At 62.0% G+C, this 22,099-nt stretch carries 23 protein-coding genes and 1 other RNA gene; 16 read left to right on the top strand and 8 right to left on the bottom strand.

Annotation, left to right across the window (positions count from 1 at the left end):
- Window positions 1-5 precede the first annotated feature (5 nt).
- Entirely contained in the window at window positions 6-503 is a 498-nt protein-coding gene (locus tag B0G80_RS13150) for a gluconokinase (protein ID WP_106284005.1), read from the top strand.
- Window positions 504-593: 90 nt separating this feature from the next.
- Here the strand turns inward: B0G80_RS13150 and purB are convergent, their stop codons facing one another.
- Together purB and B0G80_RS13140 are read right to left on the bottom strand one after the other, a co-directional pair.
- Entirely contained in the window at window positions 594-1,982 is a 1,389-nt protein-coding gene (purB, locus tag B0G80_RS13145; RefSeq protein ID WP_116118280.1) for an adenylosuccinate lyase, read from the bottom strand.
- 124 nt (window positions 1,983-2,106) lie between these two features.
- The gene (locus B0G80_RS13140; RefSeq protein ID WP_116118279.1) at window positions 2,107-2,859 is read right to left on the bottom strand and encodes a glycosyltransferase family 2 protein; all 753 of its coding nucleotides are present in this window, start codon (window positions 2,857-2,859) and stop codon (window positions 2,107-2,109) included.
- Window positions 2,860-3,094: 235 nt separating this feature from the next.
- Between B0G80_RS13140 and B0G80_RS13135 the strand changes: the two genes are divergently transcribed.
- The 6 genes from B0G80_RS13135 to B0G80_RS13110 all read left to right on the top strand — a co-directional run bounded on the left by B0G80_RS13135 (window position 3,095) and on the right by B0G80_RS13110 (window position 8,915).
- On the top strand, window positions 3,095-4,051 hold the full coding sequence (locus B0G80_RS13135) for a LysR family transcriptional regulator (RefSeq protein WP_116118278.1): 957 nt from the start codon (window positions 3,095-3,097) through the stop codon (window positions 4,049-4,051).
- A 138-nt stretch (window positions 4,052-4,189) separates the two neighbouring features.
- The gene (locus B0G80_RS13130) at window positions 4,190-5,512 is read left to right on the top strand and encodes a Glu/Leu/Phe/Val dehydrogenase (protein ID WP_116118277.1); all 1,323 of its coding nucleotides are present in this window, start codon (window positions 4,190-4,192) and stop codon (window positions 5,510-5,512) included.
- A 287-nt stretch (window positions 5,513-5,799) separates the two neighbouring features.
- The gene (locus B0G80_RS13125; protein ID WP_106284010.1) at window positions 5,800-6,693 is read left to right on the top strand and encodes a glutamate/aspartate ABC transporter substrate-binding protein; all 894 of its coding nucleotides are present in this window, start codon (window positions 5,800-5,802) and stop codon (window positions 6,691-6,693) included.
- Window positions 6,694-6,775: 82 nt separating this feature from the next.
- The gene (locus B0G80_RS13120; protein WP_106284011.1) at window positions 6,776-7,516 is read left to right on the top strand and encodes an amino acid ABC transporter permease; all 741 of its coding nucleotides are present in this window, start codon (window positions 6,776-6,778) and stop codon (window positions 7,514-7,516) included.
- Window positions 7,516-8,193: a glutamate/aspartate ABC transporter permease GltK gene (gene gltK / locus B0G80_RS13115; protein ID WP_116118276.1), complete on the top strand. Its 678-nt coding sequence runs from the start codon at window positions 7,516-7,518 to the stop codon at window positions 8,191-8,193. The genes B0G80_RS13120 and gltK overlap by 1 nt, the downstream gene beginning before the upstream one ends.
- Window positions 8,190-8,915 carry an amino acid ABC transporter ATP-binding protein gene (locus B0G80_RS13110; protein ID WP_012434314.1) on the top strand — a complete coding sequence of 242 codons (726 nt, stop codon included), beginning with the start codon at window positions 8,190-8,192 and terminating at the stop codon, window positions 8,913-8,915. Before gltK ends, B0G80_RS13110 begins: the two co-directional genes overlap by 4 nt.
- A 124-nt stretch (window positions 8,916-9,039) precedes the next feature.
- On the opposite strand, the gene B0G80_RS13105 is transcribed toward B0G80_RS13110, so the two are convergent.
- Entirely contained in the window at window positions 9,040-9,975 is a 936-nt protein-coding gene (locus B0G80_RS13105; protein ID WP_116118275.1) for a class II glutamine amidotransferase, read from the bottom strand.
- Window positions 9,976-10,141: 166 nt separating this feature from the next.
- Here B0G80_RS13105 and pyrC point away from each other — a divergent pair, with 166 nt between their 5' ends.
- The 3 genes from pyrC to rnpB all read left to right on the top strand — a co-directional run bounded on the left by pyrC (window position 10,142) and on the right by rnpB (window position 12,575).
- The gene (pyrC, locus tag B0G80_RS13100) at window positions 10,142-11,203 is read left to right on the top strand and encodes a dihydroorotase (protein WP_116118274.1); all 1,062 of its coding nucleotides are present in this window, start codon (window positions 10,142-10,144) and stop codon (window positions 11,201-11,203) included.
- Window positions 11,204-11,214: 11 nt separating this feature from the next.
- The gene (locus B0G80_RS13095; RefSeq protein ID WP_116118273.1) at window positions 11,215-12,042 is read left to right on the top strand and encodes a DUF3025 domain-containing protein; all 828 of its coding nucleotides are present in this window, start codon (window positions 11,215-11,217) and stop codon (window positions 12,040-12,042) included.
- A 119-nt stretch (window positions 12,043-12,161) separates the two neighbouring features.
- An RNA gene (rnpB, locus tag B0G80_RS13090) (RNase P RNA component class A) lies at window positions 12,162-12,575 on the top strand.
- Window positions 12,576-12,687: 112 nt separating this feature from the next.
- Here the strand turns inward: rnpB and B0G80_RS13085 are convergent.
- On the bottom strand, window positions 12,688-13,110 hold the full coding sequence (locus B0G80_RS13085) for an OsmC family protein (RefSeq protein WP_064268831.1): 423 nt from the start codon (window positions 13,108-13,110) through the stop codon (window positions 12,688-12,690).
- 636 nt (window positions 13,111-13,746) lie between these two features.
- Between B0G80_RS13085 and rplM the strand changes: the two genes are divergently transcribed.
- The 3 genes from rplM (at window position 13,747) to erpA (ending at window position 15,224) form a co-directional block, all read left to right on the top strand.
- Window positions 13,747-14,175, top strand: coding sequence for a 50S ribosomal protein L13 (gene rplM, locus B0G80_RS13080; protein ID WP_007180422.1), 429 nt, complete (start codon window positions 13,747-13,749; stop codon window positions 14,173-14,175).
- 11 nt (window positions 14,176-14,186) lie between these two features.
- Entirely contained in the window at window positions 14,187-14,579 is a 393-nt protein-coding gene (rpsI, locus tag B0G80_RS13075; RefSeq protein WP_007180423.1) for a 30S ribosomal protein S9, read from the top strand.
- 279 nt (window positions 14,580-14,858) lie between these two features.
- Window positions 14,859-15,224 (top strand): iron-sulfur cluster insertion protein ErpA, encoded by a 366-nt coding sequence (erpA, locus tag B0G80_RS13070; protein ID WP_007180424.1) that lies wholly within the window; start codon window positions 14,859-14,861, stop codon window positions 15,222-15,224.
- Window positions 15,225-15,306: 82 nt separating this feature from the next.
- Here erpA and B0G80_RS13065 read toward each other — a convergent pair whose 3' ends face one another.
- The gene (locus B0G80_RS13065; RefSeq protein ID WP_116118272.1) at window positions 15,307-16,437 is read right to left on the bottom strand and encodes an anhydro-N-acetylmuramic acid kinase; all 1,131 of its coding nucleotides are present in this window, start codon (window positions 16,435-16,437) and stop codon (window positions 15,307-15,309) included.
- Window positions 16,438-16,643: 206 nt separating this feature from the next.
- Between B0G80_RS13065 and tyrS the strand changes: the two genes are divergently transcribed.
- The 3 genes from tyrS to B0G80_RS13050 all read left to right on the top strand — a co-directional run bounded on the left by tyrS (window position 16,644) and on the right by B0G80_RS13050 (window position 19,160).
- Complete coding sequence (gene tyrS, locus B0G80_RS13060; protein ID WP_116118271.1) at window positions 16,644-17,894, top strand: tyrosine--tRNA ligase; 1,251 nt, start codon at window positions 16,644-16,646, stop codon at window positions 17,892-17,894.
- A 31-nt stretch (window positions 17,895-17,925) separates the two neighbouring features.
- A complete protein-coding gene (dtd, locus tag B0G80_RS13055) occupies window positions 17,926-18,384 on the top strand; it encodes a D-aminoacyl-tRNA deacylase (RefSeq protein WP_116118270.1) in 459 nt (152 codons plus the stop codon).
- 104 nt (window positions 18,385-18,488) lie between these two features.
- Complete coding sequence (locus B0G80_RS13050; protein WP_116118269.1) at window positions 18,489-19,160, top strand: histidine phosphatase family protein; 672 nt, start codon at window positions 18,489-18,491, stop codon at window positions 19,158-19,160.
- Window positions 19,161-19,335: 175 nt separating this feature from the next.
- Here the strand turns inward: B0G80_RS13050 and B0G80_RS13045 are convergent, their stop codons facing one another.
- From B0G80_RS13045 to ruvA, 3 genes are all read right to left on the bottom strand, one after another.
- Window positions 19,336-20,277, bottom strand: a complete 942-nt coding sequence (locus B0G80_RS13045) for an oxygenase MpaB family protein (RefSeq protein WP_116118268.1) — start codon at window positions 20,275-20,277, stop codon at window positions 19,336-19,338.
- A 35-nt stretch (window positions 20,278-20,312) separates the two neighbouring features.
- The gene (gene ruvB / locus B0G80_RS13040; protein ID WP_106284022.1) at window positions 20,313-21,377 is read right to left on the bottom strand and encodes a Holliday junction branch migration DNA helicase RuvB; all 1,065 of its coding nucleotides are present in this window, start codon (window positions 21,375-21,377) and stop codon (window positions 20,313-20,315) included.
- Between the two features lie 118 nt (window positions 21,378-21,495).
- Window positions 21,496-22,077 carry a Holliday junction branch migration protein RuvA gene (gene ruvA, locus B0G80_RS13035; RefSeq protein ID WP_106284023.1) on the bottom strand — a complete coding sequence of 194 codons (582 nt, stop codon included), beginning with the start codon at window positions 22,075-22,077 and terminating at the stop codon, window positions 21,496-21,498.
- Window positions 22,078-22,099 lie beyond the last annotated feature (22 nt).

Raw genomic sequence — 22,099 nt, 5'->3', positions numbered from 1 at the left:
TTTTGATGATTCTGATCGCAATGGGCGTGTCGGGCGCCGGCAAGACGAGAATTGGCGAAATGCTGGCGGAACGCCTGCATTGCGCGTTCACCGATGGCGACGCGTTTCACAGCGCCGCCAACAAAGAGAAAATGCACCACGGCATTCCGCTTACCGATGAAGACCGGTGGCCGTGGCTGCAAACCATCCGTGCCGCGATTGTCGAGAAGCAGAAGGCGGGCGAGACGGCCGTGTTCACGTGCTCGTCGCTGAAGCGCTCGTACCGCGACGTTTTGCGCGATGGCGACAAGGACGTGTGCTTCGTGTATCTGAAGGGTTCGCGTGAGGTGCTGGAGCAGCGTCTGACCACGCGCACCGGGCATTTCTTCGATCCGTCGCTGCTGCAAAGCCAGCTCGATACGCTCGAAGAGCCGGGCCCGGACGAAGCGATCACGGTGAGCATCGAATTGTCCCCGGAAGAAATCGTCGTCGAGGTGCTGAAGCAGGTCGAAGCGCGCAAGTGAGCTTGTTTCGCTGCTGCAAATGAAAAACCGCTCCACGGAGCGGTTTTTTTACTCCTCGACTTTAACGAGGCAATCGGCAATCGAGACCGCTTAAGCGATCCGCTTAGCCAATTCGACTGCCTTGCCGATATAGGAGCCCGGCGTCATCGCGAGCAAACGATCTTTCGCGTCCTGCGGAATCGCGAGGCCATTGACGAACGTTTGCAGCGCTTCACGCGTGATGCCCTTGCCGCGCGTCAGTTCCTTCAACTGCTCGTACGGATTCTCGATACCGTAACGGCGCATCACCGTTTGCACCGGCTCGGCCAGCACTTCCCAGCAGTTGTCGAGGTCTTCGTTCAGACGCTGCGCATTCACTTCCAGCTTGTCCAGGCCGCGGATCAGCGAATCGTACGCGAGCAGCGAGTAACCGAACGCGACGCCGATATTGCGCAGCACCGTCGAATCGGTCAGGTCACGCTGCCAGCGCGAGACCGGCAGCTTGTCGGCGAGGTGACGCAGCGTGGCGTTAGCCAGGCCCAGATTGCCTTCCGAGTTTTCGAAGTCGATCGGGTTGACCTTATGCGGCATGGTCGACGAACCGATTTCGCCCGCCTTGGTGCGCTGCTTGAAGTAACCGACCGAGATATAGCCCCACACGTCGCGGTCCAGATCCAGCAGGATCGTGTTGGCGCGCGAGACCGCGTCGAACAGTTCGGCCATATAGTCATGCGGCTCGATCTGGATCGTGTACGGATTGAAGGTGAGTTTCAGACGTTGCTCGACGACTTCGCGCGAGAACGCTTCCCAGTCGAACTCCGGATACGCAGAGAGATGCGCGTTGAAGTTGCCGACCGCGCCGTTCATCTTGCCCAGCAGTTCGACCTTGGCGATACGATCGATCGCGCGTTCCAGGCGGGCCGCGACATTGGCGAGTTCCTTGCCGAGCGTGGTCGGGCTGGCCGGCTGGCCGTGCGTGCGCGACAGCATCGGCTGTTCGGCGTGCGCGTGGGCGAGAGCGACGAGACGCTGATGCACCGAGCGCAGCGCCGGCAGGATCACGTGTTCGCGGGCGCCCGCCAGCATCAGGCCGTGCGACGTGTTGTTGATGTCTTCCGACGTGCAGGCGAAGTGGATGAACTCGCTCGCGCGCTCCAGTTCCGCCTGGCCCTTCACCGATTCTTTTAGCCAGTACTCGACCGCCTTCACGTCGTGATTCGTCACACGTTCGATTTCCTTGATGCGCGCGGCGTCGTGCGCGGTGAAGCGCTCGGCCAGTTGCAGCAGGAATTGCTCGGACGCTTCGGAAAAGCGCGGCACTTCGGCGAAACCGGCGCGCGAGAGCGCGATCAACCAATGGACTTCGACGGTCACGCGATTGCGCATGAAAGCGGCTTCCGAGAGCCAGTCGCGCAGGGCTTCGGTTTTCGAGGCGTAGCGGCCGTCGAGCGGGGAGAGCGCGTTCAGCGCGAAGAGGGTGTCGGGATGGGTGTCGGACATGATGGCGGCGTGGCGCAAGGGTGAAAACGCGGAGGAAACTGCGGGAACCGCGAATTTTACCACCGGACGCCGACTGGCCGATTTCGGCGCGGCGCCACGCGGCGCCGGCGTAACGCCCGTGCTGCTAGCCCGGATAACCTTCGTAGCCGGGGAACAGGGTCGGCAGCGTGAACGGCGGCAGCGAGTAGCGCGAAAAGCAGCGCGAGGTGGAGGCGGGATGGACCAGATGCAGGCAACTCGCCTGCGGATCGTCCACCGCGATCACGTTGCGGCCCGCTTCGACTACACGCCGGATGAAGCTCTCGTCGTCACACAGATTGATGTCGTCGAAGGCCGAGACCGCGGCAAGCGCTTTGTCGTACACATAGGAGAAGCCGTAGAACAGAATGAAGTCCGCGCCGATCTGCATCTTCTCGTGGAATTCGATAGGGCTGACCGAACGCCCGCTCAATTCGTAGTGCAGGCCTACCTTGGCGTTCAGGTCCATGTAGCCGAAGAACTGCGTGTGCGGCGCGTACATGAAGAAGCCCGACAGCTTGATGAGGTCCGCTCGGTTCTCCTGCATCGTCGTGACCATGTGCGCGAGGTAGTGCGGCGCGTAGTGGTCGTCATCGTCGAAATGGGCGACGAGCGAGCCGCGCGATTCCGCGATCAGCGCGTTGCGCTTGGCGCCGATCGACATGCGCGCGGGGCAATGAAAGTAGCGAATGCGCGCGTCCTGCAAAGCCAGCGCCTGCAAATACGCGCTCGGCTCGGGGCTGTCGTCGAGGATCAGCCATTCCCAGTCGACCTGCTGGCGCAGCACGCAGCGCGCGATGGCCGGCAGGAAGCGGTCGCGATGGGCCGTCGGCGTGATGATGGAGACGAGTGGGGACATGGCGGGTCTCGCGCACGGGAAGGCGCGTTATCAGAGAGAGTTGATGGAGGGTGCGGCGCGCTGCCGCCGGGGCGTGCGCGCAGCAAGATAGCGGCTCGCGGCCGGGCGGCGCCATCGGCGCAATCCGATTTCTGACGTGGGGTTATCACGCGATCTCGCGCACGGCCGCACGTGGCGGTCTCACGACACCCACTAGAATGCTGACTTCCTCTCTCCCGTCGGCAGCAGGCCCCGCATGGAACTGAAATGGCTCGAAGACTTCGTTTCGCTCGCGGAAACGCGTAGTTTCAGCCGCTCGGCTGAATTGCGCCACGTCACGCAGCCGGCGTTCTCCCGGCGGATTCAGGCGCTCGAAGCATGGCTCGGCACGGAGTTGATCGACCGCTCGGTCTATCCGACGCGGCTCACGGCGGCCGGCCAGGTATTCAACGAACAGGCGCTCGCGATGCTCTCGCAGTTCCACGAAGCGCGCGCGCTGCTGCGCGGCCATACGGCAACGCCACAGGCGACCATCGAGTTCGCCGTGCCGCACACGTTGTCGCTGACTTACTTTCCACGCTGGCTGCAGCGGATCGAAGCCCATCTGGGTCCGATCCACACGCGTCTGCGCGCCCTGAACGTGCACGACGCGGCGTTGTCGCTGGTGGAAGGCGGCTGCGATCTGATGATGGGCTATCACCATCCCAGCCATCCGGTCGCGCTCGATCCGGGCCGCTACGACATGCTGACGCTCGGCAACGAACCGATCAGTCCGTTTTCGGCGCCGGGCCGCGCCGGCCGGCCGCGTCACACGTTGCCGGGCACGGGCGAGGCGCCCACGCCTTACCTGTCGTACACGCCGAACGCCTATCTGGGACGCATGACCGAAGTGATACTCGCCAACGCGCCGGAGCGCTTGTATCTCGACCGCCTCTACGAAACCGACATGGCCGAGGGACTCAAGGCGATGGCGCTGGCCGGGCACGGCATCGCCTTCCTGCCGCACAGCGCGGTCGAGGACGCGGTCGCCGACGGCAAGCTGATCCGTCTGGACCGCGCCACCCGCGGCACGCCGGAAGGCCAGCTCACACTGACCATGGAGATCCGCCTCTATCGCGACAAGCTCGCGGCGAAGAGCGACGATGCGCGACAGATACTCGCGCGTCAATTGTGGGAGGTGGTGTCGCAGGAACTCGCGCAAGGCACGGCCTGAAATCCTGCCTCCTTACGACGCGAATTTGCGGCTTCTTGATGGTTATGCAAAAAAAACATAATCGGATAAGGAAACGGCATTGGATTTCAAAACGGCGTTTTTCCACAATGCTGACATTCGTTCAACGCCGGAGCGTTCATGTCATCCCAGCAACAGGCAGCACAAGCAGCCCAATCCGCATCAACGTTGCAGTCGGTTCCTTCCTACCTGAATAAAGACGATCTCGGCCCGTGGGGCAACTACCTGCGTCAGGTGGATCGCGTCGCCCCGTACCTCGGCTCCCTGTCCCGCTGGCTCGAAACCCTGAAGCGCCCGAAGCGCATTCTGATCGTCGACGTGCCTATCGAACTCGATAACGGCACGGTCGCTCACTTCGAAGGCTATCGCGTGCAGCACAACGTGTCGCGCGGTCCGGGCAAGGGCGGTGTGCGTTACCACCAGGACGTGACGTTGTCGGAAGTGATGGCCTTGTCGGCGTGGATGTCGGTGAAGAACGCTGCGGTGAACGTGCCGTACGGCGGCGCGAAGGGCGGCATCCGTGTCGACCCGCGCACCTTGTCGCGTGGTGAACTGGAGCGCGTGACGCGCCGCTACACCAGCGAAATCGGCATCATCATCGGACCGAATACCGACATTCCCGCGCCGGACGTGAACACGAACGAGCAGATCATGGCGTGGATGATGGACACGTACTCCATGAACCAGGGCCAAACGGCCACTGGCGTCGTGACGGGCAAGCCGATCACGCTGGGCGGTTCGCTTGGCCGCCGCGAGGCGACGGGCCGCGGCGTGTTCGTGACGGCGTCGGAAGCCGCACGCCGTATCGGTGTCGACATCGAAGGCGCTCGCATTGCGGTTCAAGGTTTCGGTAACGTGGGCGGTATAGCGGCGCGTCTGTTCCAGGAAGCCGGTTCGAAGCTGGTCGCGGTGCAGGATCACACCGGCTCGCTGTACAAGTCCACCGGTATCGACGCCGTCGCACTGCTCGAACACGTGGCCAAGACCGGCGGCGTGGGTGGTTTCCCCGAAGCCGACGCAGTCACGAACGAGGAGTTCTGGACCGTCGAATCGGACATCCTGATTCCGGCGGCGCTGGAAAACCAGATCACCGAAAAGAACGCCAGCAAGATCAAGACGAAGATCGTCGTGGAAGGCGCGAACGGCCCGACCACCACGGCTGCGGACGACATCCTGCACGATCGCGGCATCCTCGTGATTCCGGACGTGGTGGCCAACGCCGGCGGCGTGACCGTGTCGTACTTCGAGTGGGTGCAGGACTTCTCGAGCTTCTTCTGGACGGAAGACGAGATCAACCAGCGCCTCGAGCGCGTGATGCGTGAAGCGTTTGCCGCAGTGTGGCAAGTGTCGAGCGAGCAGAAGGTGTCCGTGCGGACTGCGGCGTTTATCGTCGCATGTAAGCGGATCCTGGAAGCACGCGAACTGCGCGGCCTGTATCCCTGATCTATCGGCTTCTTTTGGCTTCTTTTCCCCTTCAAACGGCGGTTCCGCTACCCCGCGGGACCGCCGCCAATCCTTGCTTCAGCGCGGTCCACAAGACTGCGTGTTCGACCCGGCGGGCGGCATCGTATCGATGCCGCCCGCCTTTGCATATGCGGAAAGGTTGACCGACCTGCCCCCGAAGCGCCGCAAACCCCTAGCGGCGCGCGCGCAACAACATGGTTTATAGCCATACTTTCAGAATAATTACTTTGCTAAACTGGCGCCGGTTCTTGCCAAGGAGATCACACATGAAGGTTAAAAAAGCTGCGCTGCTGCTCGCGACTCTCGGACTGTTTACGGTGGGCGCGCATGCGCAAGACGCTGGTACGCTGAAAAAGATCAAGGACACGGGCGTCATTTCGCTGGGTCATCGCGAATCGTCGATCCCGTTTTCGTATTACGACGACAAGCAGAACGTCATCGGCTACTCGCAGGAATTCGCGCTGAAGGTCGTAGAGGCAGTGAAGCAGAAGCTGAACATGCCGAACCTGAAGGTCAAGCTCACGCCGGTCACGTCGCAAAACCGTATTCCGCTGGTGCAGAACGGCACCGTGGACATGGAATGCGGCTCGACCACGAACAATGCTGAACGTCAGCAGCAGGCTGCCTTCTCGAACACGATCTTCGTGATCGGCACGCGCCTGATGACCAAGAAAGACTCCGGCATCAAGGACTGGGCGGACCTGAAGGGCAAGACGGTCGTCACGACCGCCGGCACCACGTCCGAGCGCCTGCTTCGCAAGATGAACCAGGACAAGAGCATGGGCATGAACATCATCAGCGCGAAGGACCACGGCGAGTCGTTCCTGACGCTCTCCACGGGCCGCGCCGCTGCCTTCATGATGGACGACGCGCTGCTCGCGGGCGAACGCGCGAAGTCGAACAATCCGGGCGATTTCGTGATTGTCGGCACGCCGCAATCGCATGAAGCGTACGGCTGCATGATCCGCAAGAACGATCCGGAATTCAAGAAGGTCGTCGACGACGCGATCGCCAAGGTCGAAACCTCGGGCGAAGCCGACGCGATCTACAAGAAGTGGTTCGAATCGCCGATCCCGCCGAAGGGCCTGAACCTGAACTTCCCGGAAAGCGACGACATCAAGGCGCTCTACAAGAGCCCGAATGACAAGGCAATCGATTAAACCTTAGCTGTTTTTTTGAAACGCTGAACGAAACGGAAGGGGCCACGCGCTTCTTCCGTTTCTTTTTGCTGGAGTCTTGGTCATGTCATATCACTGGAACTGGGGCATTCTGCTGAGTCCCGTCTCCACCGGCGAGCCGACCACGTATCTGGGCTGGCTGCTGTCGGGCTTCTGGGTGACGATTACCGTGTCGCTGTCGGCGTGGGTGATCGCGCTGATCGTCGGTTCGTTGTTCGGCGTGCTGCGCACGGTGCCGAATAAATGGGCGTCGGGCATCGGCACGCTCTATGTCGCGATTTTCCGTAACATCCCGCTGATCGTGCAGTTCTTCATCTGGTATCTGGTGATACCGGAGTTGCTGCCCGCTTCGATCGGCAACTGGTTCAAGCAACTGCCGCCGAGCGCGCAGTTTTTCTCGTCGTCGATTATCTGTCTCGGGCTATTCACGGCTGCGCGCGTGTGCGAGCAGGTGCGCTCGGGGATCAACGCGTTACCGAAGGGTCAGCGCGCCGCAGGTTTGGCCATGGGCTTCACGCAATGGCAGACGTACCGCTATGTGCTGCTGCCGGTCGCCTACCGCATCATCGTGCCGCCGCTGACTTCCGAGTTTCTGAATATCTTCAAGAACTCGGCGGTGGCGTCGACGATCGGTCTGCTCGATCTGTCCGCTCAGGCGCGCCAACTGGTCGACTACACGTCGCAGACGTATGAGTCGTTCATCGCGGTCACGATCGCGTACATGCTGATCAATCTGGTCGTGATGCAACTCATGCGCTGGGTCGAAGCCAAGACCCGGTTGCCCGGCTATATCGGAGGCAAGTAATGCATCATTTCGACTGGAGCGGTATTCCGGGCGCATTGCCTACGCTGTGGACCGGCGCCATCGTCACGTTCAAGATCACGCTGATCGCAATCGTGTTCGGTATCGTCTGGGGCACTATTCTCGCCATGTTGCGGCTGTCGTCGTTCAAACCCTTCGAGTGGTTCGCGAAGGGCTACGTGACGATTTTCCGTTCCATCCCGCTGGTGATGGTGCTGCTGTGGTTCTTCCTGATCGTCCCGCAAGTGCTGCAAAACGTGCTCGGTTTGTCGCCGGATATCGACATTCGCCTCGCGTCGGCCATGGTCGCTTTCTCGCTGTTCGAGGCGGCTTACTATTCGGAGATTATCCGCGCGGGCATTCAGTCGGTGGCGCGCGGGCAGGTCAACGCGTCGTTCGCGCTCGGCATGACGTACGCGCAGTCCATGCGTCTGATCGTGCTGCCGCAGGCGTTCCGCGCCATGGTGCCGCTGCTGCTCACGCAAGGTATCGTGCTGTTTCAGGATACGTCGCTCGTCTACGTGATCAGCCTCGCCGACTTCTTCCGCACCGCCACGAATATTGGCGACCGTGACGGTACGAATGTCGAGATGGTACTGTTCGCGGGCGCATGTTATTTCGTGATCTGTGTGGTCGCGTCGAGCCTCGTCAAAGGTCTTCAGAAAAAGGTCGCAAGATGATCTCTATCAAGAATGTTTCGAAGTGGTACGGCCAGTTTCAAGTGCTGACCGACTGCACGACGGAAGTCAAAAAGGGTGAAGTGGTGGTGGTGTGCGGGCCGTCGGGCTCGGGCAAATCCACGCTGATCAAAACGGTCAACGGCCTCGAGCCGTTCCAGAAGGGCGAGATCGTCATCAACGGCCAGTCGCTCACCGACAAGAAAACCAATCTGTCGAAGCTGCGTGCCAAGGTCGGCATGGTGTTCCAGCACTTCGAGCTGTTCCCGCATCTGTCGATCGTGCAGAACCTCACGCTCGCGCAGGTGAAGGTGCTCGGCCGCTCAAACGACGAGGCTACGGCGAAGGGTTTGAAACTGCTCGATCGCGTCGGCCTGCGTGCGCATGCGGACAAGTTTCCGGGCCAGTTGTCGGGTGGTCAGCAACAGCGCGTGGCGATTGCGCGCGCGTTGTCGATGGATCCGATCGCCATGCTGTTCGACGAGCCGACCTCGGCGCTTGATCCGGAAATGATCAACGAAGTGCTGGACGTGATGGTCGAACTCGCGCAGGAAGGCATGACCATGATGTGCGTGACGCACGAAATGGGCTTCGCGAAGAAGGTCGCGCACCGCGTGATCTTCATGGACAAGGGCTTGATCGTCGAGGACGACCGCAAGGAAGACTTCTTCGCCAATCCGAAGTCGGATCGCGCGAAGGATTTTCTGGCGAAGATTCTGCACTGAGTTTGTTGTGGCGTCGCGCCGCGCAGTTCACGCGTCGCGGCGTGGCGCGGGCAGAAAAAAGCCGCTTCGGAAGAAGCGGCTTTGTTGTTTCTGGCGATTCGTTTTCCAGCGAGTGCTCGCTCGCTCAGGATTCGAACGCAGCCGCGTCGTCTGCGGCTTCCAGATCGACCTCGGCTTGCGCATCGGGCGACGAGCCAGTCGAAGCCGCGATCGTACTCGCCGACGCCGACGCATCCAAAGCCGGATTGCGCAGCTTTTCCAGTACCGAAGCCGGCACTGGCACATTGACGCGGCCGATCACGTCGCCGTGCTGGAACATCATCAGATCGCCCGGTTCGAAGGCGGTCCACACTTCGTTGTCGGTCAGCGGCTTGGTGGCGATCACCGCGACGCGGTCTTCGGGCGTCGTGTATTTGGCGAAATCGATCGACACGTCGGCGTCGACGAGATGCGCAGTGGAAAACGGCCAGCGCCGCACGATGTAGTGCAGATGCGTGGAGCAATGCGCGAACAGCGCCTGGCCATTCGACATCAGGAAATTGAACACGCCGAACTGTGTGATTTCACGCGTGAGGGTTTCGAGCGCGGCAAACAGTTCGTCGAGCGGCGGTTGCTGCGCGCCGGGAAACGCCTTGCGCAGGCCTTCAAGCAGCGCGCAGAAAGCGAGTTCGCTGTCGGTTGTGCCAACCGGCTGATACACGCCCGATAGCGCCGGCGAATAATCCTTGAGGTCGCCGTTATGCGCGAAGATCCAGTGACGGCCCCACAGTTCGCGCATGAACGGGTGGCAGTTTTCCAGCAGGATGTGCCCTTGCGTCGCTTTGCGAATATGCGCGATCGTGTTCTTCGATTTGATCGGGTAGCGCTTGACCATTTCGGCAATCGGCGAGGTCGCCGACGATTGATGGTCGATGAACAGGCGGCAGGCTTTGTCTTCGAAGAAGGCGATACCCCAGCCGTCGGCGTGGTGATCGGTGACGCCGCCGCGCGCCGCAAAGCCGGTGAACGAGAACGTGACGTCCGTTGGCGCGGCGCAGTTCATTCCAAGAAGTTGGCACATGTTGCGGGTAAGCCTGTGAACGGGGCGAGCCGTTACAATGATGATTTTCCAAGCATATCACCGAGCCAGAAACGCCAAATAGCAAAATTGACACGTGTTTATGCCGCAACGTTGCGGATTGACCGCATAGATTGGCTTTTGTCGTCGAATCTCGTCCCCCGCCGCCATGACCGCTTCCAACGCTTCCATCGACTCCATCACGCTCGCCCGTCCGGATGACTGGCACCTGCACGTCCGCGACGGCGCAATGCTGGCGGCCGTGTTGCCGGACACCGCGCGCCAGTTCGGCCGCGCGATCATCATGCCGAACCTGAAACCGCCGGTCACGACCACCGCGATGGCGCAGGCGTATCGCGAGCGGATCGTCGCCGTGATTCCCGAAGGCGCGAAATTCGAACCGCTGATGACGCTGTACCTCACCGACAACACGCCGCCCGACGAAATCCGCCGCGCGCGCGAAAGCGGCTTCGTGCATGGCGTGAAGCTGTATCCGGCGGGCGCGACGACCAATTCTGACGCGGGCGTCACCGACATCATGAAATGCGCGAAAACGCTTGAGGTCATGCAGGAAGTCGGCATGCCGCTGCTCGTGCACGGCGAAGTGACGGATTCGTCGATCGATCTGTTCGACCGCGAGAAGGTGTTCATCGACCGGGTCATGACGCCGTTGCGCCGCGAGTTTCCGGCGCTGAAGGTGGTGTTCGAGCACATCACCACGAAAGACGCGGTGGACTATATCCGCGAAGCCGGCGCGGCGCCGGAACTGCTGGGCGCGACGATTACGGCGCATCACCTGCTGTACAACCGCAACGCGATCTTCCAGGGCGGCATTCGGCCGCATTACTACTGTCTGCCGGTGTTGAAGCGGGAGACGCATCGCGTGGCGCTGGTCGAAGCGGCGACCTCGGGCAATCCGCGTTTCTTCCTCGGCACGGATAGTGCGCCGCATCCGAAGGGGCTGAAAGAGCACGCGTGCGGCTGCGCGGGTTGCTATACGGCGCTGCACGCTTTGGAGCTCTACACGGAAGCATTCGACCAGGCCAACGCGCTCGACAAGCTCGAGGGCTTCGCGAGCTTTTTCGGCGCAGACTTCTACGGCCTGCCGCGCAGTGAAGAGAAGGTCACGCTGCGCCGCGAGGAATGGACGCTGCCGGCTGAACTGCCGGTCGGCGATACGCCGGTCGTGCCGCTGCGCGGCGGCGAGTCGATTGGCTGGCGGCTGGTTTAAGGCTCAGCAAGATGCAGGCGCACGAGGCGGAGCCGACGGGCTTTGCTGCAATCGACTGGACCCGGCCGTGGTTCGCGCCTTTTGCCGAACGCGGCAAGCGCTGGCAGCAAGCGGCCCTGACGAGCTACGCGGCATTGCTCGCCGAGATGAACGCCGATGCCGGTGAGATGCGGCAGATCACCGGGCGCGGTCAGCGCCTTGCGTTCATCGCGCAAGATGATTTGCCTGCCGGCGCGGCGTACGAGGCGCATATCGCGTCGACCGGCTGCGTGCCGACGCGCCACAATCTGCACGACTTCTTCAATGCGTCGATGTGGTTCGCCTTTCCGCGTATCAAATCGGTGCTGAACGCGCGGCAGTCGGCGGCCATCGACGTGTTGGGCGTCGGTCCGACCCGCGGCGGCGTGCGCGATGCGCTAACCCTGTTCGACGAGAACGCGCTGCTGTTCGCTTGCGCTGATCCTGCTTTGAGCGAGGCCTTGCGTGGGTTCGACTGGCATACGCTGCTGGTGGCCCGGCGCGATGCATGGGGGGCGAGTTGCGAAGTGCGATGTTTCGGCCATGCGCTGATGGAGAAGCTGATTGCGCCGTTCAAGGCTTGCACGGGGCATGCCTGGATCGTCGAAGTGCCGGCCGTGTATTTCGACTGGGATGCTGCGAAGCGAGACGCCTGGCTGGACGACTCCGTCGCGGCGGCGCTGCTGAATACCGATGCGCTGACAAGCCGCATGTTTGCGCCGTTGCCGGTGCTGGGTGTTCCGGGTTGGTGGCCGGAGAACGAGTCGCGCGAGTTTTACGACGACACCTCCGTGTTTCGCTCGGGGCGGCGTGCGCGTTGAGCGCGGCAGGTGCGTTCGGATTCCGACGCGGAAACTGACCTCGGATTCTCCTGGCCGTTCGGCTATTTCAGCGGTTAAACCGGGCCGTCCGTCCCGCTGATGTTAAAATCCGCCCCAGCAAAGCAGGCCAGGCAGTCGCGGCCTCCGAGGTTTCGGCCGAAGAGGGCGAGGAAAGTCCGGACTCCACAGGGCAGGGTGATGGCTAACGGCCATCCGTGGCAACACGCGGAACAGGGCAACAGAAAGCAAACCGCCGATGGCCCGGCGCAAGCCGGGATCAGGTAAGGGTGAAACGGTGCGGTAAGAGCGCACCGCGGCTGCTGCAAGGCAGACCGGCACGGTAACCTCCACCCGGAGCAATTCCAAGTAGGCAGGCTAGCATCTTCGAGATGCAGGACGGGGCCCCTGTCACGTCTGCGGGTAGGAAGCTTGAGCGCGTCAGCAATGGCGCGCCTAGAGGAATGGCTGCCACGCGCGTCGCGTCTTCGGACGTTGCGCGTGCACAGAATCCGGCTTATCGGCTTGCTTTGCCACCTGACAAAAAATGCCGGCGTCCATCTGGACGCCGGCATTTTTCTTTTAGTGCGCGTGCAGGGCGGCGAGTGTTCGTTCGGCACCCGCGCCGCGGTCGCCGTGAGGCGGCAATCAGCCCGCGACGATGTCGAACGAGTGCGTCAACTCAGCAGTCTTGGCGATCATGATCGACGCCGAGCAGTATTTATCGTGCGACAGGTTGATCGCGCGTTCCACAGTGGCCGGGTTCAGATTTTTGCCCGTCACCGTGAAGTGAAAGTGGATCTTGGTGAACACTTTGGGATCTTCGCTGGCGCGTTCGGCCTTCAGCGTCACCGAGCAATCGCTGATTTCCTGACGGCTTTTCTTCAGGATCATCACGACGTCGTAGGCGGTGCAGCCGCCCGTGCCGAGCAAAACCATTTCCATCGGACGCGGCGCGAGGTTGCGGCCGCCGCCTTCAGGCGCGCCGTCCATTGCCACCAGATGACCGCTGCCCGTCTCGGCTGCGAACGCCATCCCGTCCTGTCCCATCCAGCTCACCTTGCATTCCATGCTGTGCTCCACCGCGCGTTACTTTATCGAAAGGGCATTGTAGCCCGGTGGTTGAGTGTCTGCCCGAGGCGACTTTTGCTTCCAGTTATGCCGGATGCGGCTTGCGTGTTGCGCTGCGGCATGTTCAGCCGATTCGGGAAGGCCCTGACACGGTTAGGGGTTTTACTCTAGATGACAACTAACGGCATGGTCGCGCAAGCGGTATTTAGCGTTTGATTTCAAAGGAAAATTTGCGACATGGCGCCGAGAAAGTTGACTTTCACATTATGAAATCACGTTTCGCAATGCAAATGTTCTTGCATCGCACAAGGTCGGCTCATATAATCGTTTCTGTCTCCTCCACCTCCTCCTTTGGTGGATTAAACCCGAACCGCTCGTTCGGGTTTTTTTTCGCCCGCGTCCTGCGCGCTCGGGCGCGATAGTGCGTCAAATCGCGCTTCCAATAGCCGGATCGCCGCGAAATCTCGCGCACATTCCCGTACGTTTTGACTTGCCGTAGCAAATTCCTTTATAATTCAGGGCTTTTCCGCATCCGCGCCCGCGGAGGAAGAACCAGGGAGAGCCTGCACGCGCCTCGATGCGCACACTACAAGCAGGAAAAAACACATTGGGCGCAGCAATTTTTTTGGATCGATCATGAAGACGTTTTCCGCAAAAGCCCATGAGGTTACGCGTGAATGGTACGTGATTGACGCGACGGATAAGGTTCTCGGGCGTGTCGCCAGCGAAGTGGCACACCGTCTTCGCGGCAAGCACAAGCCTGAATTCACTCCGCACGTCGACACCGGTGATTTCATCATCGTTATCAACGCGGGTAAGTTGCGCGTCACGGGCAACAAGGCTACTGACAAGAAGTACTACCGTCACTCGGGCTACCCGGGCGGTATCTATGAAACGACGTTCGGCAAGATGCAAGAACGCTTCCCGGGCCGCGCGCTCGAGAAAGCGGTCAAGGGCATGCTGCCGAAGGGCCCGCTCGGCTACGCGATGATCAAGAAGCTGAAGGTCTACGCTGAAGCAACGCATCCGCATTCGGCACAACAGCCGAAAGCGCTCGAGATCTAAGGGGAGCCCACATGATCGGTAACTGGAATTACGGCACGGGCCGCCGCAAGAGCGCCGTCGCACGCGTCTTCATCAAGGCTGGCAAGGGCGAGATCATTGTAAACGGCAAGCCTATCGCCGATTACTTCTCGCGCGAAACGTCGCTCATGATCGTGCGTCAGCCGCTGGAACTCACGAACCACGGCGTTACGTTCGACATCAAAGTCAACGTGAACGGTGGCGGTGAAACGGGTCAAGCCGGTGCGGTTCGCCACGGCATCACGCGCGCGCTGATGGACTACGACGCAACGCTGAAGCCGGAACTGTCGAAGGCAGGCTTCGTTACGCGTGACGCACGTGAAGTCGAACGTAAGAAGGTCGGCTTCCACAAGGCACGTCGCAGGAAGCAATTCTCGAAGCGTTAATCGCTTCGGGCGCGAGCCGGCTTTCGGGCTGGCGCGCTGTAAAAGCCGCCCACGCTTTCGCGTTGGCGGCTTTTTTTCATGGGTTCGCGGCTCAGTGCTCCCGGTGCTACCGCAACGAACTCGTCGCCAAAGCGGCGATGTATCCCGCCTGGCGGGGCTGGCGGCGGCAGAAATGCGCCGTCCATCAATTTGCTGGAAGAACCCATTGATTTTGTGGGCTTCAGCACGATATCGAGATCAGCCCTACAATAGCGGTTAGAAGCTTTTTGGAGAGTTCGAATGAACGCAGTCACCGATACACCCGTGACCGAGATGCCCGCCCCCTTCGTTTTTACCGACGCAGCGGCTGACAAGGTCAAGCAACTGATCGAAGAAGAAGGCAATGCGGACCTCAAACTGCGCGTTTTCGTGCAGGGCGGCGGCTGCTCGGGCTTTCAGTACGGTTTTACCTTCGACGAAGCCGTCAACGAAGACGACACCGTCATGAACAAGAGCGGCGTCCAGCTGCTGATCGATTCCATGAGCTACCAGTACCTGGTCGGCGCTGAGATCGACTACAAGGACGACATCAACGGCGCGCAGTTCGTCATCAAGAACCCGAATGCTACGACCACTTGTGGTTGTGGTTCGTCGTTCTCGGTGTGATTGGCTCGTTGAGCAACAGGTTGAAATGAAAACGGGGCTTCGGCCCCGTTTTCATTTCTAGCACCAATAAACTGTGCATCGGTCACCGCGGATAGATCGCCCCTAGCACGCGCTCGGCCGACGCGCCCGTCACCGCCGGCAGATTGCCCGGCAAACGCGCCACGCAGCGCATCGCAAGCCAGGCGAACGCCAGCGGCTCGACCTGGCTTGGCGGCACGCCGAGCGCATCCGTCGTCATGACGGGTACGCCGCTCACGCCGCTTTCTTCCAGCGCCTGCTGCAAGGCCTTCAGGATCTCCGGATTGCGCGCGCCGCCGCCGCAGACATAGACCGCTCTCGCATCCGACGCGTGTCGTTCGATTTCGCGCGCGACTGTCACCGCCGTGAGCGCCACCAGCGTCGCTTGCACGTCGGCGGGGGCGAGTCCGGCGAATGGCTGCAGCTTCGCGTCGAGCCATTCCGCGTTGAACAGGTCGCGGCCGGTGCTCTTCGGCGGCTGTTGCGCGAAAAAGGGCTCATCGAGCAAGATGTTCAACAGCGTGCGATCCACCTGGCCGCCCGCCGCGAAATGGCCGTTCTCGTCGAATGGTTTGCCGAGATGGCGTTGCGCCCACTCGTCGAGCAGCGCATTGGCCGGCCCGCAGTCGAAGCCGCGCACGCTGCCGGTCGCGTTCAGAATCGTGATATTGCTGATGCCGCCGAGATTGCAAACCACGCGCGTTTCGTTTTTCGCCCCAAACACCGTGGCGTGAAACGCCGGCACGAGCGGCGCGCCCTGGCCGCCGGCCGCGACGTCGCGGCTGCGGAAATCGGCGATCACGTCGATATGCATCATTTCCGCGAGCAATGCCGGATTGTTGATTTGCCGCGTATAACCCTTTTCCGGCCGATGCCGCACCGTCTGCCCATGCACGCCGATTGCGCGCACCTCCGCGGCGGGCACGCGGCTGTTGTGCAGCAGGTCGTGGCAACACACGGCGTAACGCGTGGCGAGCGCATTGGCGGCGAGCGCCTCGCGCTCGATCTCGTTGTCGCCGGGTTGCTGGAGCGCGAACAATGCATCGCGCAGGCCCGCGGCAAAGCCGACGAACGCCTCGGCCAGCACCACCGGCGGCTTGCCTTGCGCGAACCTGACGGCCACGCCGTCCACGCCGTCCATGCTGGTGCCGGACATCAATCCAAAGTAGATGCCGTCTGCGGGGTCTTGCGCCACGTTGCTGCTCCTCTCGATGGTTCGTTGCGATTCGTTGTAGCAGATTATCGGGTGAAGCGCGGTCGAATATAAAGCGTCGCGACGCGGGTGGCACGACGTTGAACGGAGAAATCGTGCACCGGCGCGGCGTTCTTAGGTGCCTCATTGGGCGCGGCGGCGCGCATCTATGGGACAATCTCCTTTTTTCGCGACTTCACGTTTCCAGCATGAGCACCGAGTCCACCAAGCCTAATCCCGCTGCCGCCTTCCCGATCACCGACGAAGTCCGTCACGCCCTCGCCGTCACCAAACGCGGTGTCGACGAACTGCTGATCGAAGACGAATTCGCGCAAAAACTCGCGAAGAGCGCGGCTACGGGCACGCCGCTGCGTATCAAACTCGGGCTCGATCCGACCGCGCCGGACATCCACATCGGCCACACGGTCGTGTTGAACAAGATGCGTCAGCTGCAGGATCTCGGCCACACCGTCATCTTCCTGATCGGCGATTTCACGTCGCTGATCGGCGATCCGTCGGGCCGCAACGCCACGCGTCCGCCGCTCACGCGCGAGCAGATCGAATCGAACGCGAAAACGTATTTCGATCAGGCCGCGCTCGTGCTCGACCGCGACAAGACCGAGATCCGCTACAACAGCGAATGGTCGATGCCGCTCGGCGCCGATGGCATGATCAAGCTCGCGTCACGCTACACGGTGGCGCGGATTCTCGAACGCGAAGACTTCACCAAGCGTTTTCAGGGTGGCGTGCCGATCTCGATTCACGAGTTCCTGTATCCGTTGATGCAAGGCTACGACTCGGTCGCGCTGAACGCGGATCTCGAACTCGGTGGCACGGACCAGAAATTCAACCTGCTGGTGGGCCGCGAGTTGCAGAAGCAATACGGCCAGGAACAGCAATGCATCCTGACGATGCCGCTGCTCGAAGGGCTGGACGGCGTCGAGAAGATGTCGAAGTCGAAGAACAACTACATCGGCATCAGCGAAAAGCCGACCGATATGTTCGGCAAGCTGATGAGCATTTCCGACGTGCTGATGTGGCGTTACTTCGAACTGCTGTCGTTCCGTCCGATGGACGAAATCGCCAGGTTCAAGAGGGAAATCGAAGGGGGCCGTAATCCGCGCGATTTCAAGGTGATGCTCGGCCAGGAAATCGTCGCGCGCTTCCACTCGCAAGCCGATGCCGAGCGCGCGCTCGAAGACTTCAACCATCGCGCGAAAGGCGGCGTGCCGGACGATATTCCGGCCGTGACGCTTGCGGGCGCGCCGCTCGCCATCGGCCAGTTGCTCAAGCAGGCCAATCTCGTGCCGTCGACGAGCGAAGCGCTGCGCAACATCGAGCAGGGCGGTGTGAAGATCGACGGCGCGACCGTGTCCGACAAGGGCCTGAAAGTCGAAGCCGGCGAGTACATCGTGCAGGTCGGCAAGCGCCGTTTTGCGCGCGTTACGCTGACAGCCTGATGTTTAGAGCGGCGCTTTCGGATTTGAGCCGATGATCGCGCTGATCCAACGCGTGCGGCGCGCGGAAGTGCGCGTGGCCGACCGCGTGACGGGCGCGATCGAAGCCGGCCTGCTCGCGTTCGTGTGCGCCGAACGCGGCGACACCGAGGCAGCCGCCGACCGGCTGCTCGCCAAGGTGCTCGGCTACCGCGTGTTCAGCGATGCTGCCGGCAAGATGAATCTCTCCGTGCAGAATATCGACGGCGCCGGGCGCGCGGGCGGTTTGCTGCTCGTGTCGCAGTTCACGCTGGCCGCGGACACCAACAGCGGCCTGCGTCCGAGCTTTACGCCGGCCGCGCCGCCGGATGAAGGCAAGCGCCTGTTCGACTACTTCGTCGCGACGGCGCGCGTGAAACATCCGATCGTCGAGACCGGCGAGTTCGGCGCCGACATGCAGGTCTCGCTCGTCAACGACGGGCCGGTCACGTTCTGGCTAAAGACGAACGCCTAAGCTTTGTCCTTCAATGCGCACCTTGGCGTGCGCATCCATTCCTCCAGCCGCTTTTGCGACAATAGCGGCTCGGCAACACCGGCCAAGGCGCCCACTTTTATTCCATGACGACGCAGATTCTGTTCATCCGGCACGGCGAGACCGACTGGAACCGCATCAAGCGCATTCAAGGTCATATCGACATTCCGCTCGCTACCACGGGGCTCGCGCAAGCGCAGCGCCTGGCGCGCCGCATGGTCGATGAGGCGAAGCAGGGCGCACGCCTCGACGCGATCTATTCGAGCGACCTGCAACGCGCGCAGCAAACTGCCCAGCCGGTCGCCGACGTGCTCAGCTTGCCGCTGCAGTTGCGCGAGGGTCTGCGCGAGCGTTCCTACGGCGCGTTCCAGGGCCACGACAGCGACGAGATCGCCCTGCGTTTCCCCGATGAATACGCGCACTGGCAAACCCGCGATGCAGGCTTCGCACCGCCGGATGGCGAGTCGCTGCGCACGCTCTACCATCGCGTGCTGCACGCGATCGAACCACTGGTCGCCGCGCATCCCGGTGGGCGGATTGCCTGCGTCGCGCACGGCGGCGTGCTCGATTGCGTGCGACGCTTTGCCTGCGGTTTGCCGCTCGATGCGCCGCGTAACTACCCGCTGCTGAACACGAGCGTGAACACGGTGGATTTCGACAACGGCAAGGCGACGATTGTGTCGTGGGCGGACGTCTCGCACCTCGATGCACCGAGCGAGGATGATAGTTTCAAGAAGGTGCCGCAGCTGGGGCGGTGATTGGCGCGCGTCGATTGGGCGGCGTGAGTTCGCGCGGCTGATTCGGAGCGTCCGCACGCGGCCAGCGAATTCGGGCTGCCGAAGATGGGTGTCGCGATTTACCGCATATTCACGCGGTTGTTGTCACGCACGTTTGATCGCGCAGCTTGTGCGCGTTCGGGCGCCGTCGCTCGCCTTACTCAGTTTCGCTTATGCCAGCGGCGACGCGCCGGCGCGCCCGTTTCGACACACCATTCACCAGCGCCCAGCGAATGACCGGCGCGATCAGCCGCACACCAGGCCTCGCTACCACGCGGCGAAGCACCGCATAGCGCTGGAATCCCAACATCGCCTGTGCCCACTCGGGCAGAAGATCGACGCCGGCGTTGACCATCAAGACGCCGGCTGGCCGCATCGATAGGCTCGGGGCGGGCGCGTTCATCAGAACCCTCACGACTTCGCGCGTGCGCTCGCTGGCGAAAAGCCCGGGCTGCATCGCGAGCAAATAAGCGTCGATCTCGGCGCGCGAACGCGGAATGTCCGACGCGCCGAGCATTTCCGCAATTCGTGCCGTCTCCATGAAGTACTGATCCTGCGCGGCGATCGGCAGCGATGGATTCACATAGCGCAAGTGCGCGGTCATGAAGCTCGATACTTCGGCGACATGCACCCACGTCAACAGCGCGGGTTCGCTTGCGCGATAGGGCCGGCCGTCAGGCGCGACGCCGTTCACGCCAAGATGAATGTGCTTCACGCGTTCGATCAGCGCCAGTGCGTCGCGCCGGCTGCCGAAAGTCGTGCCCGCGATAAACGTCGCGGTGCGGCGCAGGCGGCCAAGAATATCCGTGCGAAACGTCGAATGGTCCCACACGCCGGCGAGCGCCAGCGGGTGCAGCGCCTGGAGCAGAAGCGCGCTGATGCCGCCTGTCATCATGGATGTGAAATCGGCGTGGACTTTCCAGCACACCGAGTCCGGGCCGAACAGACCAGGGTCGCCTGGAGGCGACGAGTAGTCGAGCGTGGGACCGCTGCCGCTTGTCAGATGCGTGACGCCGGCGGCCAGTTTCGAGCGGAGCCTGCCGGTGAGAAGATGCGCGAGTCCGTTGGACGAGTTGGGCTGACTGGTTTGGTCGGACATCCTGATTCGGTCTCGTGGGGCGTGACGTGTGCCGCTCAGGTCGCGGCCGAATCCCATAGACCCGGCAGGCCGCTCGACGAATCCGGCGCGGCGAGGCCGAAATGCCGATACGTGAGCAGCGTGGCGACGCGGCCGCGCGGCGTGCGTTGCAGGAAGCCTTGCTGGATCAGATACGGTTCGAGCACGTCTTCAATAGTGTCGCGCTCTTCGCCGATTGCCGCCGCCAGATTGTCGACGCCGACCGGGCCGCCGTCGAACTTGTGCAGAATTGCTTCGAGCAGCTTACGGTCCATCAGGTCGAAGCCGACTGCATCCACGTCGAGCATCTTGAGTGCGGCGTCGGCCACTTGCGCGGTGATGTTGCCGTCGGCCTTCACTTCGGCGAAGTCACGCACACGGCGCAGCAAGCGGTTCGCGATCCGCGGCGTGCCGCGCGCGCGCTTGGCGATCTCGAACGCGCCGTCAGGATGGATCTGTGCATGAAGCAGCGACGCCGAACGCGTGACGATGCGCGCCAATTCCTCGGCGTTATAAAACTCGAGCCGCGCCACGATGCCGAAGCGGTCGCGCAGCGGGTTGGTCAGCATGCCCGCGCGCGTGGTCGCGCCGACCAGCGTGAACGGTTGCAGGTCCAGCTTCACGCTGCGCGCGGCCGGCCCTTCGCCGATCATGATGTCGATCTGATAATCCTCCAACGCCGGATAGAGAATTTCTTCGACGACCGGCGAGAGCCGGTGGATTTCGTCGATGAACAAAACGTCGTTGGCTTCGAGATTGGTGAGCAGCGCGGCGAGGTCGCCGGCGCGCTCGAGCACCGGTCCGGACGTTTGCCGCAAATTCACGCCCATTTCCCGCGCGATGATGTGCGCCAGCGTGGTTTTGCCGAGGCCCGGCGGCCCGAACAGCAAGACGTGGTCGAGCGATTCGGAACGGCGCTTGGCGGCCTCGATAAAGATTTCCAGTTGGCCGCGGACTTTTTCCTGCCCGACATATTCTTCGAGCTGGCGCGGACGCAACGCGCGCTCGAACGCTTCTTCGTTCGGCGAGACGGGCGTGGCCGCGATGATGCGCTCGGCGGCGAGTTTGTCGGTTTCGATCATGCGTTCATTGTACCGCGAGCCGCCTGCCGCGAAACTCGGCCGAATGGCCAGGGTGCGCTGCGTGCGGGCGTGTGCGAAGCTTTAGCTGTCGCTCGCATGTCGAACCGAAGATTGAGCTTCAGCCCTTGGACAGCGCCTTCAACGCGAGCTTGATGCCCTCGGAAACGCCGGTGCCGGCCGGCACGTTTTTGACGGCGGCCAACGCTTCTTTTTCGGAGTAACCCAATGCGAGCAGTGCGTTCAGGATATCGGAGGCGTGGTCGGATGCCGACGCCGCGCCCGCCATCGCGCCCAGGTCGGCGCCGATCTTGCCCTTTAGTTCGAGGAGCAAGCGCTCCGCCGTTTTCTTGCCGATGCCCGGCACGCGCGTCAGACGCGCCGCGTCCTGCATCGTGACGGTCTGCGCGAGTTCATGCACGCTCATGCCCGACAGCACCGCCAAGGCCATGCGCGCGCCGATGCCGGAGATTTTCAGCAGTTCGCGGAACGTCGAGCGTTCCTCGGCGGTGCCGAAGCCGTACAGCAGATGCGCATCTTCGCGGACGATCATCTGCGTGAGCAACACGACGCGCTCGCCGGTGGAGGGCAGGTTGTAAAACGTGCTCATGGGCACATCGACTTCGTAACCGACGCCGTTGCAGTCGATGAGCAGATGCGGCGGGTTTTTTTCCAGCAGAACGCCGGCAATGCGACCGATCATGGCGAATTCAATCTCGAGAGAA

Origin of the sequence: Paraburkholderia sp. BL6669N2 (assembly GCF_003387275.1) — a bacterium.
In the GTDB taxonomy this organism is placed as follows: domain Bacteria; phylum Pseudomonadota; class Gammaproteobacteria; order Burkholderiales; family Burkholderiaceae; genus Paraburkholderia.
The sequence above is the reverse complement of the archived record's forward strand: the minus strand, read 5'-3'. Positions and strand labels throughout refer to the sequence as shown.

Excerpts from the sequence above, each read along its gene's own strand:
- B0G80_RS13085 (WP_064268831.1), bottom strand. The coding sequence starts at position 13,110 with ATGGAATGCAAGGTGAGCTGGATGGGACAGGACGGGATGGCGTTCGCA.
- B0G80_RS13150 (WP_106284005.1), top strand. The coding sequence starts at position 6 with ATGATTCTGATCGCAATGGGCGTGTCGGGCGCCGGCAAGACGAGAATT.
- gltK (WP_116118276.1), top strand. The coding sequence starts at position 7,516 with ATGCATCATTTCGACTGGAGCGGTATTCCGGGCGCATTGCCTACGCTG.
- B0G80_RS13130 (WP_116118277.1), top strand. The coding sequence starts at position 4,190 with ATGTCATCCCAGCAACAGGCAGCACAAGCAGCCCAATCCGCATCAACG.
- B0G80_RS13110 (WP_012434314.1), top strand. The coding sequence starts at position 8,190 with ATGATCTCTATCAAGAATGTTTCGAAGTGGTACGGCCAGTTTCAAGTG.
- purB (WP_116118280.1), bottom strand. The coding sequence starts at position 1,982 with ATGTCCGACACCCATCCCGACACCCTCTTCGCGCTGAACGCGCTCTCC.
- ruvB (WP_106284022.1), bottom strand. The coding sequence starts at position 21,377 with ATGATCGAAACCGACAAACTCGCCGCCGAGCGCATCATCGCGGCCACG.
- tyrS (WP_116118271.1), top strand. The coding sequence starts at position 16,644 with ATGAGCACCGAGTCCACCAAGCCTAATCCCGCTGCCGCCTTCCCGATC.
- B0G80_RS13095 (WP_116118273.1), top strand. The coding sequence starts at position 11,215 with ATGCAGGCGCACGAGGCGGAGCCGACGGGCTTTGCTGCAATCGACTGG.
- B0G80_RS13120 (WP_106284011.1), top strand. The coding sequence starts at position 6,776 with ATGTCATATCACTGGAACTGGGGCATTCTGCTGAGTCCCGTCTCCACC.
- erpA (WP_007180424.1), top strand. The coding sequence starts at position 14,859 with ATGAACGCAGTCACCGATACACCCGTGACCGAGATGCCCGCCCCCTTC.
- B0G80_RS13045 (WP_116118268.1), bottom strand. The coding sequence starts at position 20,277 with ATGTCCGACCAAACCAGTCAGCCCAACTCGTCCAACGGACTCGCGCAT.
- rplM (WP_007180422.1), top strand. The coding sequence starts at position 13,747 with ATGAAGACGTTTTCCGCAAAAGCCCATGAGGTTACGCGTGAATGGTAC.
- B0G80_RS13125 (WP_106284010.1), top strand. The coding sequence starts at position 5,800 with ATGAAGGTTAAAAAAGCTGCGCTGCTGCTCGCGACTCTCGGACTGTTT.
- B0G80_RS13050 (WP_116118269.1), top strand. The coding sequence starts at position 18,489 with ATGACGACGCAGATTCTGTTCATCCGGCACGGCGAGACCGACTGGAAC.
- B0G80_RS13105 (WP_116118275.1), bottom strand. The coding sequence starts at position 9,975 with ATGTGCCAACTTCTTGGAATGAACTGCGCCGCGCCAACGGACGTCACG.
- pyrC (WP_116118274.1), top strand. The coding sequence starts at position 10,142 with ATGACCGCTTCCAACGCTTCCATCGACTCCATCACGCTCGCCCGTCCG.
- B0G80_RS13135 (WP_116118278.1), top strand. The coding sequence starts at position 3,095 with ATGGAACTGAAATGGCTCGAAGACTTCGTTTCGCTCGCGGAAACGCGT.
- B0G80_RS13140 (WP_116118279.1), bottom strand. The coding sequence starts at position 2,859 with ATGTCCCCACTCGTCTCCATCATCACGCCGACGGCCCATCGCGACCGC.
- rpsI (WP_007180423.1), top strand. The coding sequence starts at position 14,187 with ATGATCGGTAACTGGAATTACGGCACGGGCCGCCGCAAGAGCGCCGTC.
- dtd (WP_116118270.1), top strand. The coding sequence starts at position 17,926 with ATGATCGCGCTGATCCAACGCGTGCGGCGCGCGGAAGTGCGCGTGGCC.
- ruvA (WP_106284023.1), bottom strand. The coding sequence starts at position 22,077 with ATGATCGGTCGCATTGCCGGCGTTCTGCTGGAAAAAAACCCGCCGCAT.